The organism is Neisseria sp. HMSC061H08, from assembly GCF_001836795.1.
Lineage (GTDB): Bacteria > Pseudomonadota > Gammaproteobacteria > Burkholderiales > Neisseriaceae > Neisseria > Neisseria subflava_A.
This window is the reverse complement of record NZ_KV830575.1, coordinates 1-14,889: the sequence shown is the minus strand read 5'-3', so window position 1 is coordinate 14,889 and position 14,889 is coordinate 1. Positions and strand designations below refer to the sequence as shown.

Genomic DNA, 14,889 nt, shown 5'->3' with positions numbered 1-14,889 from the left:
GCAATTGCCTGTATAAAGCTGGCCACTTTGAGAAACTCGGCAGCGTTTCCCCTTCTGCCGATTTTCTGATTGAAAACGGTAATGGTGCTTGGACAGAACCCTTGGATGACTTTTATAGGCAATCTGTCCGCGCACCATGTGTCCGGTTATTTTTGACGGAAAATGTATCAGAGTCCCTTTTTAATTGATTAGTTCATCCAAAGTTAAGTTATTTTTGATTTTTATAGCAAAATAAAAATGGTTTTATCTTGCATTGTTTTTCTTTTTTGGCGGACAGAGTTAATCCCGCGAAGCCAAAAAGGAGGGGAATTCTAACACAATATGTTTTTAGCATTCCCCATTTAACTAAATTTACAAAATATACAAAATAAATATCTATAAATGTTTTTAACTTCATCGAAAAATCAATAAAATTCGATATTTTCAATGTGTATTTTTACAACATAATTGCGCATTATATACCGATTATCTTAAAATGCTACCGCTTATTTGTAAAATTTAGCATTTTATTATTGCTTTCCCTATCTAAAATCCAATAAAAAAAGGCCGTCTGAAAAAATATTTCAGACGGCCTTTTTTATTAAATGCGTCCTATTTAACAAACTTCGACCAACCAGCCGTGTTTGTCTTCTGTCAAACCGTATTGAATGTCGGTAATCGCCTTACGAATTGCGTAACCGCGCTCTTGGCTCTTCACTTCGATTTCTTTGCCATCAATCACGAAAGAAGTTACCGGAGAAATAACTGCAGCCGTACCGGTCAGAATCGCCTCTGCGCCATTTTCCACAGCTGCTTTCAGCTCATCAACGGTAAAGTTGCGCTCGGTAACAGTGTAGCCCAAATCTTTGGCAACAGTCAGCACGGAATCACGGGTAACGCCGTGCAGGAATTCGTCTGTCAACGGTTTGGTAATGATTTCATCGCCGTTAATCAGGATAAAGTTAGATGCGCCGGTTTCCTGAACATCGCCATTCGGACAGAACAGCACTTGGTTTGCACCGTGCTCTGCTTTGGCTTTCAATACCCAAGGCATGGCGGAAGCGTAGTTGCCGCCGCATTTCACACGACCCATATGTGGGGCGCAACGGATATGTTCAGTTTCCACCAAGATTTTAACGGGCGAACCGGCTTTGAAATAGTCGCCGACAGGAGAAGCCAGAATGTACAGCAAAGCAGTTTCAGAAGGAGAACCAGCTTTACCGATCACAGGATCGGTACCGATCAAAGTCGGACGCAGGTACAACGCAGCTGGCGCATCAGGGATTTCCTCGGCGGAACGTTTGACCAATTCGATCAAAGCATTCAAATAAGCTTCCGTTTCAGGACGAGGCAGGTGCAGAATATCTGCGCTTTGCTGCATACGCGCGATGTTGGCGGTCGGGCGGAACATCACGATTTTGCCGTTTGCCTGACGGAATGCCTTCAAACCCTCAAAACATTCGCTGCCGTAATGCAAAGCATGCGCGCCAGGGGCGATTGTCAGGTCTGTGGAAGATTGCCATTCTACCGGCTGCCATTTACCTTCACGATAAGCGATAACGGGCATTTCAGCGTGAAAAACGCTGCCGAATACGGCTGGAACTGTTCTGCTCATGATGATTGCCTTTCTTATTCTGATGTGCAAAATAAATTAATTAATTAAAGACTGAACAATACGCCTTTCAATATAGGTTTGACAAGTACCCGTCAGCATAAAGACACCGCCCCCTGCCGTCTGAAACATGCCGTCCTATCCGAAATCCGGCAAATCGTTTAAACTGATACCATTTTTCAGACGGCCTGCCCCAATCGCAGCCAACCCGGAGTAACCCATGAAACTCATCTCTACCATCATCAAAATCCTGATTCTTCTTGTTTTCCTCCTGCTGGCCATCACCAATACCCACACCGTATCCTTCTTCTACCTGCCCGGCCAAAACATCAATCTGCCGCTGATTGTCGTACTTTTCGGTGCATTTATTATCGGCATCGTGTTCGGTATGTTTGCCCTCTTCGGCCGTCTGCTGATCCTGCGCAGCGAAAACAACCGTCTGCGTGCCGAAGTGAAAAAATACGCCCACCTTTCCGAAAAAGACCTGACCCCGGTCAAAACCGAAACACCGGCAACGGCTTCCGAAACCGCTCCCAAAGCGTAACGCCACCAATCAATAAAGGAATACCATGGACAACGAATTGTGGGTCATCTTACTGCCCATCGTCCTCCTCCCCGTTTTCTTCGCTATGGGCTGGTTTGCCGCGCGCGTCGATATGAAGACCGTCCTGAAACAGGCCAAAAGCATACCGGCAGGCTTTTACAAAAGCCTTGACGCCCTCGTTGACCGCAACAGCGGCCGCGCCGCGCGCGAATTGGCGGAAGTCATCGACCAGCAGCCGCAGTCATACGACTTGAACCTGACCTTAGGCAAGCTCTACCGCCAACGCGGCGAAAACGACAAAGCCATCAATATGCACCGCGCCCTGCTCGATTCGCCCGACACCGTCAACGAAAAACGCGCACGCGTGCTTTTTGAATTGGCGCAAAACTACCAAAGCGCAGGCTTGGTGGACCGTGCCGAACAAATCTTTTTAGGCTTGCAGGAAGGCGATATGGCACGCGAAGCCCGCCAACACCTTTTGAGCATTTATCAACAAGACCGCGACTGGGAAAAAGCCATCGAGATGGCACAGCTCTTAAGCCATGACGAACAAACCTACCAGTTTGAAATCGCCCAGTTCTATTGCGAAATCGCCCAAGCCGCGCTGTTTAAATCCAACTTCGATGCCGCCCGCTACAACATCGGCAAAGCGCTCGAAGCCAACAAAAAATGTACGCGCGCCAACATCATTCTCGGCGACATCGAATACCGTCAGGGCAACTTCCCTGCCGCCGTGGAAGCGTATTCCGCCATTGAGCAGCAAAACCACGCCTATTTGAGCATGGTCGGCGAGAAACTCTATGAAGCCTATGCCGCGCAAGGCAAACAGGAAGAAGGCCTCAACCGCCTCATCGGCTATATGCAAACCTTCCCCGATCTTGACCTGATCAACGTCATTTACGAGAAAGCACTGTTGCTCAAAGGCGAAACCGAAGCGGCGCAAATCGCTGTCGAACTCGTCCGCCAAAAACCCGACCTCAACGGCGTGTACCGCCTGCTTGGTTTGAAACTCAGCAATATGAATCCGGAGTGGAAAGCCGATACCGATATGATTCGTTCCATTATCGGCCGCCAGCTGCAAAAAAGCGTTATGTACCGCTGCCGTAACTGCCACTTCAAATCCCAAGTCTTCTTCTGGCACTGCCCTGCCTGCAACAAATGGCAAACCTTTACGCCGAATAAAATCGAGATTTGATAAAGCGTTAAATATCAAAAAAGGCCGTCTGAAATCTTTTCAGACGGCCTTTTTATGACAACGCAAATATCAAAGCGATTCAAAACATAGGCGCACACACCAGCACTATTTGCTCAACAACGCTGCTCTGCCCATGCCAACGCCGCTACAATCTGAGCCTCAATATCGGCATTAAACTCACCGGCACGGTACGCATCGCGCAATTCTGTGCGACGGGTTTCATCTGCCGCAATTTGGTTTAACACCACTTGCGGAAACTCGCTAAACACAGGCCCATCCTCTTCATGTCCGATTAAAAACAGCGCAGGGATTTTTTGGTTGGTGCGGACAATTTCCTGTTGGCGCGGATTATCGAAACGGCTACTGTCGTCAAAATCACTACGGGCAATATAGTTGACACGGATATTGGGGTTCAGCTCCGCTATTTTTTGAATAAACGGCACAAACACGCGGCAATCGGGACAATATGGCGCAGCGGCAAGCAGCCAGTTTTGCGGACGGCTGATCTTTTTGACCGCCGCTGCCGTTTGCGCCGACAGCTCGGTCGCCTGATAGAGCTGCTGCTGTTTCAATTTGTCTTCTTCGGTATCAAAATCCAAATATTCTGTATAAGTGGCCATGCTTTACTCCTGTTCTGTTGCATTGTTTTTCCCTGCCGCGCTGTTCAAAAGCGGAACAAGCAGATTGACGACGAGGTTTTCAAATAGCGGCTCTTCAAGCGGCACTTCGTCCGAATACCCAAACACCAGCTTCACTTCGGTATATTCTTTCTGCGCTTTGTTCATTTTATTGCCGTTAAAAACATCATAGGCTTTTTTCAAGGCGGCATCCCAATCTTCTTTCTTGCCGTACTCCTCCGCAGCGGCAAGGCTGGTTTTGGCGAAAAACGGCAAGGGGGTATTTTGTCCGATTCGGAAATATACCAACCATTCTTTCAAAAGCTCTCTCGCCGCCTCTTGCCCGATGGTGGCATAGGTTTCGGTCTGCCCCAGGCTGACGATATGGGTTTGTCGGTTTGCAACGGATTGAGGGGCGACGGCACAAAAAATCAAATGCTCCAATAAACGGGCAATGCGGTTGGGCGCATTGTCTTTTTGGTTTTGGAACACAATGCGGCCGCATTCATAAAGATTGCCGATGGTGCCTTGTAAAACCAAGTCGTCAAAGTGTAATTCATAAGGTTCAGACGGCCTTTTGTTGCTGCGTATCAACTCGGCATCTACGTTTTTCGCAGATATCTGATACTGCTTCTGCCACAAGCCGCCCAACTCGCCTACCGGCATCAGGCTTTCTGCATTCAGCCGAATGGCCGTATCTTCAAAATCTTCACCTTTGCGTCGCGCATCCAAATAGGCATCGGCAATCCGGCCTTCATGTTGCGGCTCAAACGGTTCGGCAGATTCCCATGCGCCGTCCAAATACGGCTGATCCCAGCTTAAATTTTTCTTCAGCCAAACTTTGACAGGGTTGCGCCAAAAACTGATAAGCTCACCCTGCTGAATGGTTTTGCCCGGCTCTTCCTGACTTAAAGCCTCAAGGAAAAACGGCTGCGGTTGCACTGGCGGTTGGTTCAGCGCATCGGCGTAATCTTGGCGCGTACTGAAGAGGCCGTCTGAAAGCGCGTCCTTTTGGAAATAACGGCGCGAAAACGCCTGCAAAGGATGATGTTTCACCCATTTCTCCGCCAACTCGCGCCCGCTTTTCCCCGTCATGGCGGCAATGGTATCCAGCAGCTCGCTGATTAACGAAGACGGCGCAAACTCAGCATCATTGCGTATATCGCGGCCGATATAAGACAAATACAGCATTTCGCGCGCGCTGATTAAGGCTTCGAGGAAAAGATAACGGTCGTCGTCGCGGCGGGCGCGGTCACCTTTTTTCGGATGTTTGGCAATCAGGTCGAACACCGCCGCTTTGGTATTGCGCGGAAAATCGCCGTCATTCAAACCCAACAGGCAAACCATTTTAAACGGCAGGCTGCGCATCGGCACCATACTGCAAAAAGTGATGCCGCCGCTCAAAAATCCGGCTTGACTTTCGCTGTCCAAAAAACGACGGATATGGCGGATAACGGTTTTACACGGCAACAATCCGTCAAATTCGGCCAACTGCGCCTCTTCCTGCCATTTCGCCAAAGACTGCTCAAACTGCTGCTTGGCGTATTGGTCGTCCGTATCCGGAGCAAACAGTTTCTCCAGCAAATCGCGGCAACGCTGCACCCAGCCTTCCACATCGGCAGGTTCTTGCCATTGCGCCGCCATATCGGCCAAAGTACGGATAAATTCGGCAAAACCGCTGAACACATCCAACTGGTTGACGTTGCTATGCCACGCGCTCACGCCCTGCCACATGCCGTTGCCGCCTTCGGGCAGCATCCAGCCCAAAGCCAAACGCTCTACCGCCTGCTGCCAAGTAAAGAGGTTGTCTTTACCCTCGCGCATGGTTTGGTCCAAACCCCAATGCACATTCAATCCGGCAACAGCCTCATGCAGCAGCGGCACATCTTCCTCGCTCAAACCGAAGCGTTGCAACACCAACCGGCTTTCCAGCAAAGGTAAAACCTTGTCCACTTCAAACCGGCTTTCCAGCAAGTCCAACGTTTGCGCCAAAGCATACAGCAAGGGCTGACGGCGGCTGAGTTTTACATCCGAAATCGAATACGGCAAAGCCTGGCTGCCCACCTGCTCCTGTCCAAAAACGGCTTCGATAAACGGGCTGTAGGGCTCGATGTTCGGCGTCAAAACGGCAATATCGTGCGGCTGCCAGTCAGGATTATTTTGCAACACCAGCGACAGCTCTTCTTTCAAAATCTGCAGTTCGCGCAAAGGACTGTGTGCCGCGACGATTTTGACCGAGCCGTCATTCAACAGCTTGTCCGGCTCGACACACACTGAATTTCCGTCCGCATCGTGAACCTGAACCCAAGCCTGCTGCGCGCCTGCTTCGCCTTCTTCCTGTTGGTATAAGCGTTCAGACGGCATGATTAAGTTTTGGATATCGTTTTGCAGGCAATGCAACAAGGTATCGTCTTTTCCCTCTTCATAAACCTGAATATCCTGCTCGGTTTCCACTTCCGACAGAAAATCAAAGAAATCACGCCCCTGCTTGCCCAAAGAAGCCAACAGCAGATGCCCTGCCTGCGACAAATCCGCCTCATCGCCCCTTTTCAAAATCTGCGCCTCGTCGATGACCTCGCCCCAATATTGGCTGCTCGGGTTGAGCGCAAACACAAACACATCGCAATGCTTGGAAATTTGGTGCAGCAGTTGCAGATACATCGGCGCCATTGTCGAAATGCCGAATACAAACAACCTTTGCGGCAAGACCGATTTATCCAACTGCGCCAACAGCTTTTCCCACAAGGCCACGCGGTGCGGCGCCGATTGGCTGCCATCGTCCAAATAACGCCACAGCCGCGCCTGCCAATCCTCATCATCGCCCAAACCCAGCAGCTTCCCGGCCTGCCACGCATCAATCCAATCCGGCCGGTACACCAAATATTGGTCGAAAATATCCGCCATTTGTCCGGCAAGCTGATAATCCGCCGATGCCGAACTGTGCAAATAACTTTCCAGCTTCAGGCGCACGTTTTCGTATTCCGGGGCCGTCTGAAACGCTTCGCTGCGGAACAAATCCAGCAAACGCCAACGCATGACCTCAGGCGAAAACGGGCTGAGCGGCGGCACATCGGGAACCAATTTACGCATCAGCTGCCACGCCAAACCGGCCGGCAGGCTGAACTTCAAATTCGCCGCCACGCCGAGTTTGCGCGCAAAAAACACATTCAGATAACGCCGCATCCCCTGGCTCTGCACCACCACTTCTTCCTGCGCCAATACCGCATCCAAAGGCAAGGCCTGATGAATATGCGCGCACATTTCGGCAAGCGCTTCCAAACGGTCGGACTGATAAAGATAAAACATAGCAGACAATCTAAAAAACAATTGCCTACATTATAATGCCATTAGGACAAATGCTTCAGCAGAAGCGGCAAACAAAAACACAGGCCGTCTGAAACACATCGCTTCAGACGGCCTAAAACAAAACAAATCCATCGGCAGCCAATTATTAATTATTTATCGACCCCCTGTACAAACCGGCTTCTCCTATCCTATAATTCCCCACATTCGGAATGTAGCGCAGCCCGGTAGCGCACTTCGTTCGGGACGAAGGGGTCGGAGGTTCGAATCCTCTCATTCCGACCAAATACAAAACCTGCTTGAATCCAAGCAGGTTTTTTACATTCGGCAAGCCTATACTTCCGGCGGCGGGAAAGGCGCGCCTTCGGGATGTTTGTAGCGGTTGTACATAAACAAATATTGTTCCGGAAAACGGCGTATCCAATATTCGGTATTTTCATTGATCACGCGCGCATCGTTCTCCTTATCGCCGTTCAACTCGCCGCGCAATGGCTCGATGTGCAAGACAAAGCCTTTCCCGTTGGGCAGACGCTCACCGCAGAAAAACAAAGCCTTCACGCCTTTAACTTGCGCCAGCTTGCCCGCCAACGTCATGGTGTAGGCAGGTTTGCCGAAAAAGTCCACCCACACGCCGTCGCCCCCTTCCTCTGGAGACGGTACATGGTCCGGCAACACAATGGTCGCTTCGCTGCCGCGCAGGGCCTTGATGATTTGTTTGACGCCCTGAATGCTGGTCGGCGCAGTCTTGCCTTTACCTCGCACGCGCCCCGCCTGCATCACCGCATCAAAAGCCTTGATTTTCGGCGGTTTGTACATCGCCGTCAGCGGAAACGGCAGCTGCTGGCTGATGTAGCGGCCTGCCAAATCATAGCTGCCGATGTGCGGCGTGATAAACAGCAAACCTTCGCCCGCGCTCAAGGCCGTCTGAACATGTTCCCAACCGTTGACGCTGACAAACAGGTTTTCAATTTCCTCAGGCCGTCTGAAAAACGCCACCGGCAATTCCAAGCCGCCTTTTGCCGTTTCACGGAAAACTTTTTTCACCGCCTCGTCCGTCGGGTTCAAACCGGCAAGTTTCATGTTTTCAAAAACACGCCGGCGATCTTTCGACAGCACACGAAAACCCAAACTACCCAGCAGGTTGCCTAATTTGTGCAACCAAGCCAAAGGCAGCGCGGCCAAAAATTTAAAAACAAAGGTAACAAGCGTTTGCATAAGGTTTTACCAAAATGAAGTGGACAGATTGTAAACGAAACAGGCCGTCTGAACAAAACAGACTTCGGGCAAATATATTGCGGCGCACCTGCTTTTCTGCTACTATCCGCGCTGCATTAAGAGTTGGGAATTCCATGCCAACCTGCTTTTCAAACGGAAAGGTAAGGTGGACGGTTGAAAAACCGATGTGGCTCGCCAGAGCAATCCAAACCCGCTTAATGCGGGAATTTTTTTGCCTGTAAGAAACGCGCAACAGGATTCCGAAACAGCAGGCAAGTGCGAATGTTTCTCACTTGTATAGAGAAAAAGCGGAGTTTTTGTTATGATTTCCGCTGTCCGAAATAAAAGGCCGTCTGAAAACACAGTAGCCTGTTTTTAATGAAAGAATAGCAATGAGCGAATATCTGTTTACTTCCGAATCGGTATCTGAAGGCCATCCGGATAAAGTTGCCGACCAAGTATCCGATGCAATTTTGGATGCCATCTTGGCGCAAGACCCCAAAGCGCGTGTCGCCGCTGAAACCTTGGTCAACACAGGCTTGTGCGTATTGGCAGGCGAAATCACCACCACCGCCCAAGTAGACTACATCAAAGTCGCACGCGAAACCATCAAACGCATCGGTTACAACTCCTCCGAGCTGGGCTTTGACGCCAACGGCTGCGCAGTCGGCGTGTACTACGACCAGCAATCCCCCGACATCGCCCAAGGCGTGAACGAAGGCGAAGGCATCGACTTGAACCAAGGCGCGGGCGACCAAGGTTTGATGTTCGGCTATGCCTGCGACGAAACCCCTACCCTGATGCCGTTTGCCATCTATTACAGCCACCGCCTGATGCAGCGTCAAAGCGAATTGCGCAAAGACGGCCGCCTGCCTTGGCTGCGTCCTGATGCCAAAGCGCAACTGACCGTGGTTTACGACAGCGAAACCGGCAAGGTAAAACGCATCGACACCGTCGTCCTGTCCACCCAGCACGACCCTGCCATCAGCCATGAAGAACTGAGCAAAGCCGTGATTGAGCAGATTATCAAGCCCGTTCTGCCACCCGAAATGCTGACTGCCGAAACAAAATACCTGATCAACCCGACCGGCCGCTTCGTTATCGGCGGCCCGCAAGGCGACTGCGGTTTGACCGGCCGTAAAATCATCGTCGATACCTACGGCGGCGCTGCTCCGCACGGCGGCGGTGCATTCTCCGGCAAAGACCCGTCCAAAGTGGACCGTTCCGCCGCTTACGCCTGCCGCTACGTTGCGAAAAACATCGTCGCCGCCGGTTTGGCAACCCAATGCCAAATCCAAGTTTCCTACGCCATCGGCGTTGCCGAACCGACTTCGATTTCCATCGATACTTTCGGCACCGGCAAAATCAGCGAAGAAAAACTGATTGCCCTGGTTCGCGAACATTTCGACCTGCGCCCTAAAGGCATCGTCCAAATGCTCGACCTGCTGCGCCCGATTTACGGAAAATCCGCCGCCTACGGCCACTTCGGCCGCGAGGAGCCTGAATTTACTTGGGAGCGCACCGACAAAGCAGCCGCATTAAAAGCAGCCGCAGGCGTGTAAACTTCCGCATTTGAGGCCGTCTGAAAAGCAAAACGTTTTCAGACGGCCTTTTTCCTTATACAATAGCCACTTGAATTTCTATATACATTCTGAATAAAGGATACGGATTATGTTCGGCAAACAACTTTTTGAAGAAGTCAGCTCCAAAATCAGCGAAACCATCGCCAACAGCCCTGCCAAAGACATAGAGAAAAACGTTAAAGCCATGCTCGGCAGCGCGTTCAACCGCATGGATTTGGTGACCCGCGAAGAATTCGACATCCAACAACAGGTTTTGATTAAAACCCGTACCAAACTGGCCGAATTGGAAACCCGTTTGGCCAAACTCGAAGCCGCTCAAGAGCCTGAAGAAGCTGCTTTGAAAGCTGCTGAAGCCGCTGCGGAAGAAGCTGTTGCCGAAATCAAACAACAAACCGAAGCTGCCGAATAAGGCCGTCTGAAACATGTCGCTTGCTTTGGTTTACAGCCGCGCCTTAAGCGGCATGAATGCGCCGTTGGTCGAAGTGGAAGCCCACCTTGCCAACGGCTTGCCACATTTCAATATCGTCGGTTTGCCCGATACTGAAGTCAAAGAAAGCCGCGACCGTGTGCGTGCCGCCATTATCCAAAGCGGCTTCGACTTTCCCGCCAAGAAAATTACCGTCAACCTCGCACCGGCCGACCTCCCAAAAGAATCCGGCCGTTTCGATTTGCCGATTGCCTTAGGCATTCTTGCCGCATCGGGACAAATCAATCCTGAAAAGCTCTCGCAATATGAGTTTGCCGGGGAATTGGCGCTGTCCGGCCTGCTGCGTCCCGTACGCGGTGCGCTGGCTATGGCATGGCAGGGAATGCAGGCAGGCCGTTCGTTCGTCTTGCCGCAAGAAAATGCCGAACAGGCTGCCGTCATGCGCGGTATCGCGGTTTATGGTGCACGTTCTTTAGGCGAAGTGGCCGCGCATTTAAACGGTATCGAACCGTTGACACAAACTGAATGCAAGCTGACGCAAAGGCCGTCTGAACAAAGTAAAATACCTGATTTAGCCGATGTTAAAGGCCAGCACACCGCCCGCCTTGCTTTAGAAATCGCAGCGGCAGGCGGACACAGCCTGTTGATGATGGGCCCTCCGGGTACGGGCAAATCCATGCTTTCGCAACGTTTGCCCGGCATCCTTCCGCCCTTAACTGAAGACGAATTGGTCGAAGTATGGGCATTACGTTCGCTCCTACCCAACCATCAACAGCAACTCGACAGTAACCGCCCTTTCCGCAGCCCTCATCACAGCGCCAGCTCGGCTGCCATGGTAGGCGGTGGTTCAGACCCACGTCCGGGCGAAATTTCTTTGGCGCACCATGGTGTGTTATTTTTAGACGAATTGCCCGAGTTTGACCGTAAAGTATTAGAAGTGTTGCGCGAACCTTTGGAAAACGGCGAAATCCATATTTCCCGCGCCGCACGCCAAGCAGTTTATCCGGCCAAGTTCCAACTTGTCGCCGCCATGAACCCCTGCCCTTGTGGCTATCTTGGCCATCCGTCCAAACCTTGCCGTTGCACGCCTGAAAGTGTTGCCCGCTACCGCAACAAAATTTCAGGGCCATTGCTCGACCGTATTGATTTAACCATCGAAGTACCCAGCCTTTCCGCTGCCGAATTGATGCAACAAGAAGCAGGCGAATCCAGTGCCACCGTATTGGAACGCGTTACCGCCGCGCGCAAAATCCAATACGGCCGACAAGGCAAAGTTAATGCCGAATTGAGTGTCGGCGAGCTCGATGGCAAAGCCCGCATCCAAAAAGAAGCGCAAGAAGCCTTGGGAACCATGCTCGAAAAACTGTCCCTTTCCGCACGAAGTTTCCACCGCATCATGCGCGTTGCCCGTACTCTTGCCGATTTGGCAGGCGACGAAGAAGTCAGCAAAACCCATGTGATGAAAGCCATCGGCTTCCGTCGCGCCCTTTAACTTGTCAGACGGCCTGAATCTTTATGTTTAAGTAAAACTAGAGTAAACAAAGCATCAGGATTTTGCCGTCTATAACGGTTATTGATAAAATATCGAATCCAACTCAGACAGTCTCCTTTCAGGCCGTCTGAACCCATTATTACAAGGTAAGTCATGAAAAAATCTACACAATATGGCAAAGGCTTGGCTGGTTTCTTTTTAGGCCTGATACTGGCAACAGGTATTATTGCCGGTATTTTGTTCTTCTTGAACCAAGGCAACCAAAACGTTTTCAAAGAGCTGACTCAGCCTAAACAAAGCGAAGAACCTGAAATCCTGAAACCTCAAGACAAAACAGAGAAACGCCCGGCTACCGACACTTCATCTACCCAAGCAGATGAAGAAAAAGCCAAAGCAGAAAAAGAAGCGGCAGAGAAAGAAGCAAAAGCTAAAGAAGAGGCTGAAAAGGCTGCCAAAGAAGCTGAAGAAAAAGCTCAAGCGGAAAAAGAAGCTCAGGAGAAAGCTGAACAAGCCGAACGTGAAGCCAAAGAAAAAGCAGAGAAAGCCGCTGCCGATAAAGCCGAACGCGAAGCTAAAGAAAAAGCGGAAAAAGAAGCTGCCGATAAAACCGAACGTGAAGCAAAAGAAAGAGCAGACAAAACTGCTGCCGACAAAGCCGAACGCGAAGCCAAAGAAAAAGCTGCAAAAGCTGAAGCAGAAAAAGAAGCTGCTAAGAAAAAACTGGCGGAGAAGAAAGCCGAGTTAGAGAAAAAACGCGCAGAAAAAGCCAAAGCGGAAAAAGAAGCTGCCGATAAAGCTACTAAAGACAAAAAAGCAGCCGACCAGCTGACTGCCAAACAAAAAGAGCGTGCCGAGCGCAAACTGGCTGAGAAAAAAGCGGCTGAAGCCAAAAAGCAAAACAAGCCGACACCTGAGCAAATCCTCAACAGCGGCAGCATCGAAAAAGCACGTAAAGCAGCAAATGCCTCTGCAACAAAAGAAAGCAGCAACGCTGCAAGTAAACAGTCAGCAGAAAAAGCTGAAGTAGCTGCCAACAGCGGTAAAAAAGCCTTCCTGCAACTTGGTTCATATGCAGACCGCTCCAGCGCTGACTCACAACGTGCAAAACTGGCTATTTTAGGTGTTTCTTCCAAAGTGGTTGAATCGCAAAACGGCGACAAAACCGTTTACCGAGTTCAAAGTAATACCATGCCGCAGGAAGCCGCTGTAAAACTGCAAAAAAACCTGCAAAGCCATAATATCAACAGCTTGATTCGTTCTAGCAAATAATGGAATCACTGATGAAGCAGCGTATAAAACAAACCATTGTCGCACTCAGCCTAAGCCTGCTCAGTCTGAGTGCGCAAGCTGCTACCGAGGGTGTGGACTATACTGTCCTCAGTCGCCCTATTCCGCAGCAACAAACCGGGAAAATTGAAGTACTTGAGTTTTTCGGCTACTTCTGCGTCCATTGTTACCATCTCGATCCGGTTTTGTTGCAACACAGCAAAACCTTCGCTAAAGATGTTTCCTTACGGACAGAGCACGTCGTTTGGATACCTGAAATGTTGGGTTTAGCCAAAGTTGCCGCAGCCGTCAATCTTTCAGGTTTGAAATATCAAGCCAATCCGGTCATCTTCAAAGCAGTTTACGAACAAAAAATCAACCTGGCCGATACCAATGTATTCCGATCATGGGTGGGTAAACAGACGAGTTTTGACAGTAAAAAACTGCTTCAAGCCTACAACAGTCCTGCTGCCGCATCGGCTGCTGCAAAAATGCAGCAATTGACGGAAACTTATCGAATTGAAAACACACCAACTGTCATCGTCGGTGGTAAATACAAAGTCAATTTCAACGGTACCGACTGGAAAGCCGGTATGAAAACCATAGATGAGCTCATCGTCAAAGTCCGCCGCGAACAACCCTCAAAACCACTTTAACTATTCAACAAAAGAAAGACGGCCTCAAGGCCGTCTGAAAACTTATGGACATTCTGATTTTATTTAAAGCACTTATTCTCGGTATCATCGAAGGTTTAACCGAGTTTCTCCCTATTTCAAGTACCGGCCACTTGATTGTATTCGGTGACTTAATGAACTTTCAAAGCAACGGAAAAGTATTTGAAATTGCTATTCAACTCGGTGCAGTTTTAGCTGTCGTATTCGAATACCGCCAACGATTTACCCATATCATAAAAGGACTCGGTAAAGAACGGACAGCCAATCGCTTTGTACTGAATTTATTTATTGCCTTCATACCTGCTGCGGTTGTTGGCCTCTTGTTCAGCAAACAAATCAAATTACACCTTTTCAACCCAATTACCGTTGCTACCATGCTGGTACTCGGTGGTTTCTTCATTTTATGGGTTGAAAAACGCCAAACAACAGCTAAACCCAAAGTCAATCATGTAGACGATATGCGTCCAATCGACGCATTTGTTGTAGGATGCGCCCAAATTTGCGCCCTTATCCCTGGTACATCACGTTCAGGCAGTACGATTATGGGAGGTATGTTGTGGGGACTGGAACGTAAAACGGCTACCGAATTTTCATTTTTCCTTGCTGTACCAATGATGATTGCGGCAACAGGTTACGACATCTTAAAAAATTACAAACTCTTTACCTTGCAAGATGTCGGACAAATTGCCATCGGTTTTATCGCAGCATTTATCGCCGGTTTATTGGCAGTAAAAGCTTTGCTGAAATTTGTCTCCAGTAAAAACTATGTTCCTTTTGCCTACTACCGTATTGTATTTGGTGGTCTGATTCTCCTTACTTGGATGCTGGGCTGGGTCAGCTGGAGCGAATAACCCCTCTCCCGAAAGGACGTGTCTCACGCCCTTTTTTCTTTCTTATATCCCTTCCCCTCCGATTGTCACCCCATAAAAGGCCGACACTCCGCATCATTACCCCTAAATATCTCCTCACCGTCCGTACAGCT

12 protein-coding genes, 1 tRNA gene and 1 riboswitch are annotated in these 14,889 nt (G+C 49.8%); of the genes, 9 read left to right on the top strand and 4 right to left on the bottom strand.

The features are described 5' to 3' along the window. Positions 1-595 precede the first annotated feature (595 nt). Positions 596-1,594: a branched-chain-amino-acid transaminase gene (gene ilvE, locus HMPREF2675_RS05190; RefSeq protein ID WP_070814295.1), complete on the bottom strand. Its 999-nt coding sequence runs from the start codon at positions 1,592-1,594 to the stop codon at positions 596-598. 217 nt (positions 1,595-1,811) lie between these two features. Between ilvE and HMPREF2675_RS05185 the strand changes: the two genes are divergently transcribed. After that, positions 1,812-2,135 (top strand): LapA family protein, encoded by a 324-nt coding sequence (locus tag HMPREF2675_RS05185; protein WP_070814294.1) that lies wholly within the window; start codon positions 1,812-1,814, stop codon positions 2,133-2,135. Between the two features lie 25 nt (positions 2,136-2,160). Continuing rightward, positions 2,161-3,330: a lipopolysaccharide assembly protein LapB gene (gene lapB, locus HMPREF2675_RS05180; protein WP_049330690.1), complete on the top strand. Its 1,170-nt coding sequence runs from the start codon at positions 2,161-2,163 to the stop codon at positions 3,328-3,330. Between the two features lie 113 nt (positions 3,331-3,443). Here lapB and HMPREF2675_RS05175 read toward each other — a convergent pair whose 3' ends face one another. Together HMPREF2675_RS05175 and recC are read right to left on the bottom strand one after the other, a co-directional pair. Then, a complete protein-coding gene (locus HMPREF2675_RS05175; protein WP_070814293.1) occupies positions 3,444-3,950 on the bottom strand; it encodes a thioredoxin family protein in 507 nt (168 codons plus the stop codon). Between the two features lie 3 nt (positions 3,951-3,953). After that, positions 3,954-7,253, bottom strand: coding sequence for an exodeoxyribonuclease V subunit gamma (gene recC / locus HMPREF2675_RS05170; protein ID WP_070814292.1), 3,300 nt, complete (start codon positions 7,251-7,253; stop codon positions 3,954-3,956). Between the two features lie 205 nt (positions 7,254-7,458). Between recC and HMPREF2675_RS05165 the strand changes: the two genes are divergently transcribed. Then, a tRNA-Pro gene (locus HMPREF2675_RS05165) sits at positions 7,459-7,535 on the top strand. Between the two features lie 48 nt (positions 7,536-7,583). Here the strand turns inward: HMPREF2675_RS05165 and HMPREF2675_RS05160 are convergent. Continuing rightward, positions 7,584-8,465: a lysophospholipid acyltransferase family protein gene (locus HMPREF2675_RS05160; RefSeq protein ID WP_070814291.1), complete on the bottom strand. Its 882-nt coding sequence runs from the start codon at positions 8,463-8,465 to the stop codon at positions 7,584-7,586. 108 nt (positions 8,466-8,573) lie between these two features. Then, positions 8,574-8,684: riboswitch (SAM-I-IV-variant riboswitch) on the top strand. A gap of 173 nt (positions 8,685-8,857) precedes the next feature. Here HMPREF2675_RS05160 and metK point away from each other — a divergent pair. The 6 genes from metK (at position 8,858) to HMPREF2675_RS05130 (ending at position 14,758) form a co-directional block, all read left to right on the top strand. Further along, positions 8,858-10,027, top strand: a complete 1,170-nt coding sequence (gene metK / locus HMPREF2675_RS05155; protein ID WP_070814290.1) for a methionine adenosyltransferase — start codon at positions 8,858-8,860, stop codon at positions 10,025-10,027. A gap of 109 nt (positions 10,028-10,136) precedes the next feature. Further along, positions 10,137-10,457 (top strand): accessory factor UbiK family protein, encoded by a 321-nt coding sequence (locus HMPREF2675_RS05150; RefSeq protein ID WP_070814289.1) that lies wholly within the window; start codon positions 10,137-10,139, stop codon positions 10,455-10,457. Between the two features lie 13 nt (positions 10,458-10,470). After that, entirely contained in the window at positions 10,471-11,967 is a 1,497-nt protein-coding gene (locus HMPREF2675_RS05145) for a YifB family Mg chelatase-like AAA ATPase (protein ID WP_070814288.1), read from the top strand. Positions 11,968-12,120: 153 nt separating this feature from the next. Continuing rightward, on the top strand, positions 12,121-13,236 hold the full coding sequence (locus HMPREF2675_RS05140; protein WP_070814287.1) for an SPOR domain-containing protein: 1,116 nt from the start codon (positions 12,121-12,123) through the stop codon (positions 13,234-13,236). A gap of 11 nt (positions 13,237-13,247) precedes the next feature. Next, positions 13,248-13,889, top strand: coding sequence for a thiol:disulfide interchange protein DsbA/DsbL (locus tag HMPREF2675_RS05135; RefSeq protein WP_070814478.1), 642 nt, complete (start codon positions 13,248-13,250; stop codon positions 13,887-13,889). Between the two features lie 44 nt (positions 13,890-13,933). Next, positions 13,934-14,758, top strand: a complete 825-nt coding sequence (locus tag HMPREF2675_RS05130; protein WP_070583696.1) for an undecaprenyl-diphosphate phosphatase — start codon at positions 13,934-13,936, stop codon at positions 14,756-14,758. Positions 14,759-14,889: the final 131 nt, after the last annotated feature.

Bases quoted from the DNA above. Each gene is read 5' to 3' on its own strand.
- ilvE (WP_070814295.1), bottom strand. From the start codon at position 1,594: ATGAGCAGAACAGTTCCAGCCGTATTCGGCAGCGTTTTTCACGCTGAA.
- HMPREF2675_RS05185 (WP_070814294.1), top strand. From the start codon at position 1,812: ATGAAACTCATCTCTACCATCATCAAAATCCTGATTCTTCTTGTTTTC.
- lapB (WP_049330690.1), top strand. From the start codon at position 2,161: ATGGACAACGAATTGTGGGTCATCTTACTGCCCATCGTCCTCCTCCCC.
- HMPREF2675_RS05175 (WP_070814293.1), bottom strand. From the start codon at position 3,950: ATGGCCACTTATACAGAATATTTGGATTTTGATACCGAAGAAGACAAA.
- recC (WP_070814292.1), bottom strand. From the start codon at position 7,253: ATGTTTTATCTTTATCAGTCCGACCGTTTGGAAGCGCTTGCCGAAATG.
- HMPREF2675_RS05160 (WP_070814291.1), bottom strand. From the start codon at position 8,465: ATGCAAACGCTTGTTACCTTTGTTTTTAAATTTTTGGCCGCGCTGCCT.
- metK (WP_070814290.1), top strand. From the start codon at position 8,858: ATGAGCGAATATCTGTTTACTTCCGAATCGGTATCTGAAGGCCATCCG.
- HMPREF2675_RS05150 (WP_070814289.1), top strand. From the start codon at position 10,137: ATGTTCGGCAAACAACTTTTTGAAGAAGTCAGCTCCAAAATCAGCGAA.
- HMPREF2675_RS05145 (WP_070814288.1), top strand. From the start codon at position 10,471: ATGTCGCTTGCTTTGGTTTACAGCCGCGCCTTAAGCGGCATGAATGCG.
- HMPREF2675_RS05140 (WP_070814287.1), top strand. From the start codon at position 12,121: ATGAAAAAATCTACACAATATGGCAAAGGCTTGGCTGGTTTCTTTTTA.
- HMPREF2675_RS05135 (WP_070814478.1), top strand. From the start codon at position 13,248: ATGAAGCAGCGTATAAAACAAACCATTGTCGCACTCAGCCTAAGCCTG.
- HMPREF2675_RS05130 (WP_070583696.1), top strand. From the start codon at position 13,934: ATGGACATTCTGATTTTATTTAAAGCACTTATTCTCGGTATCATCGAA.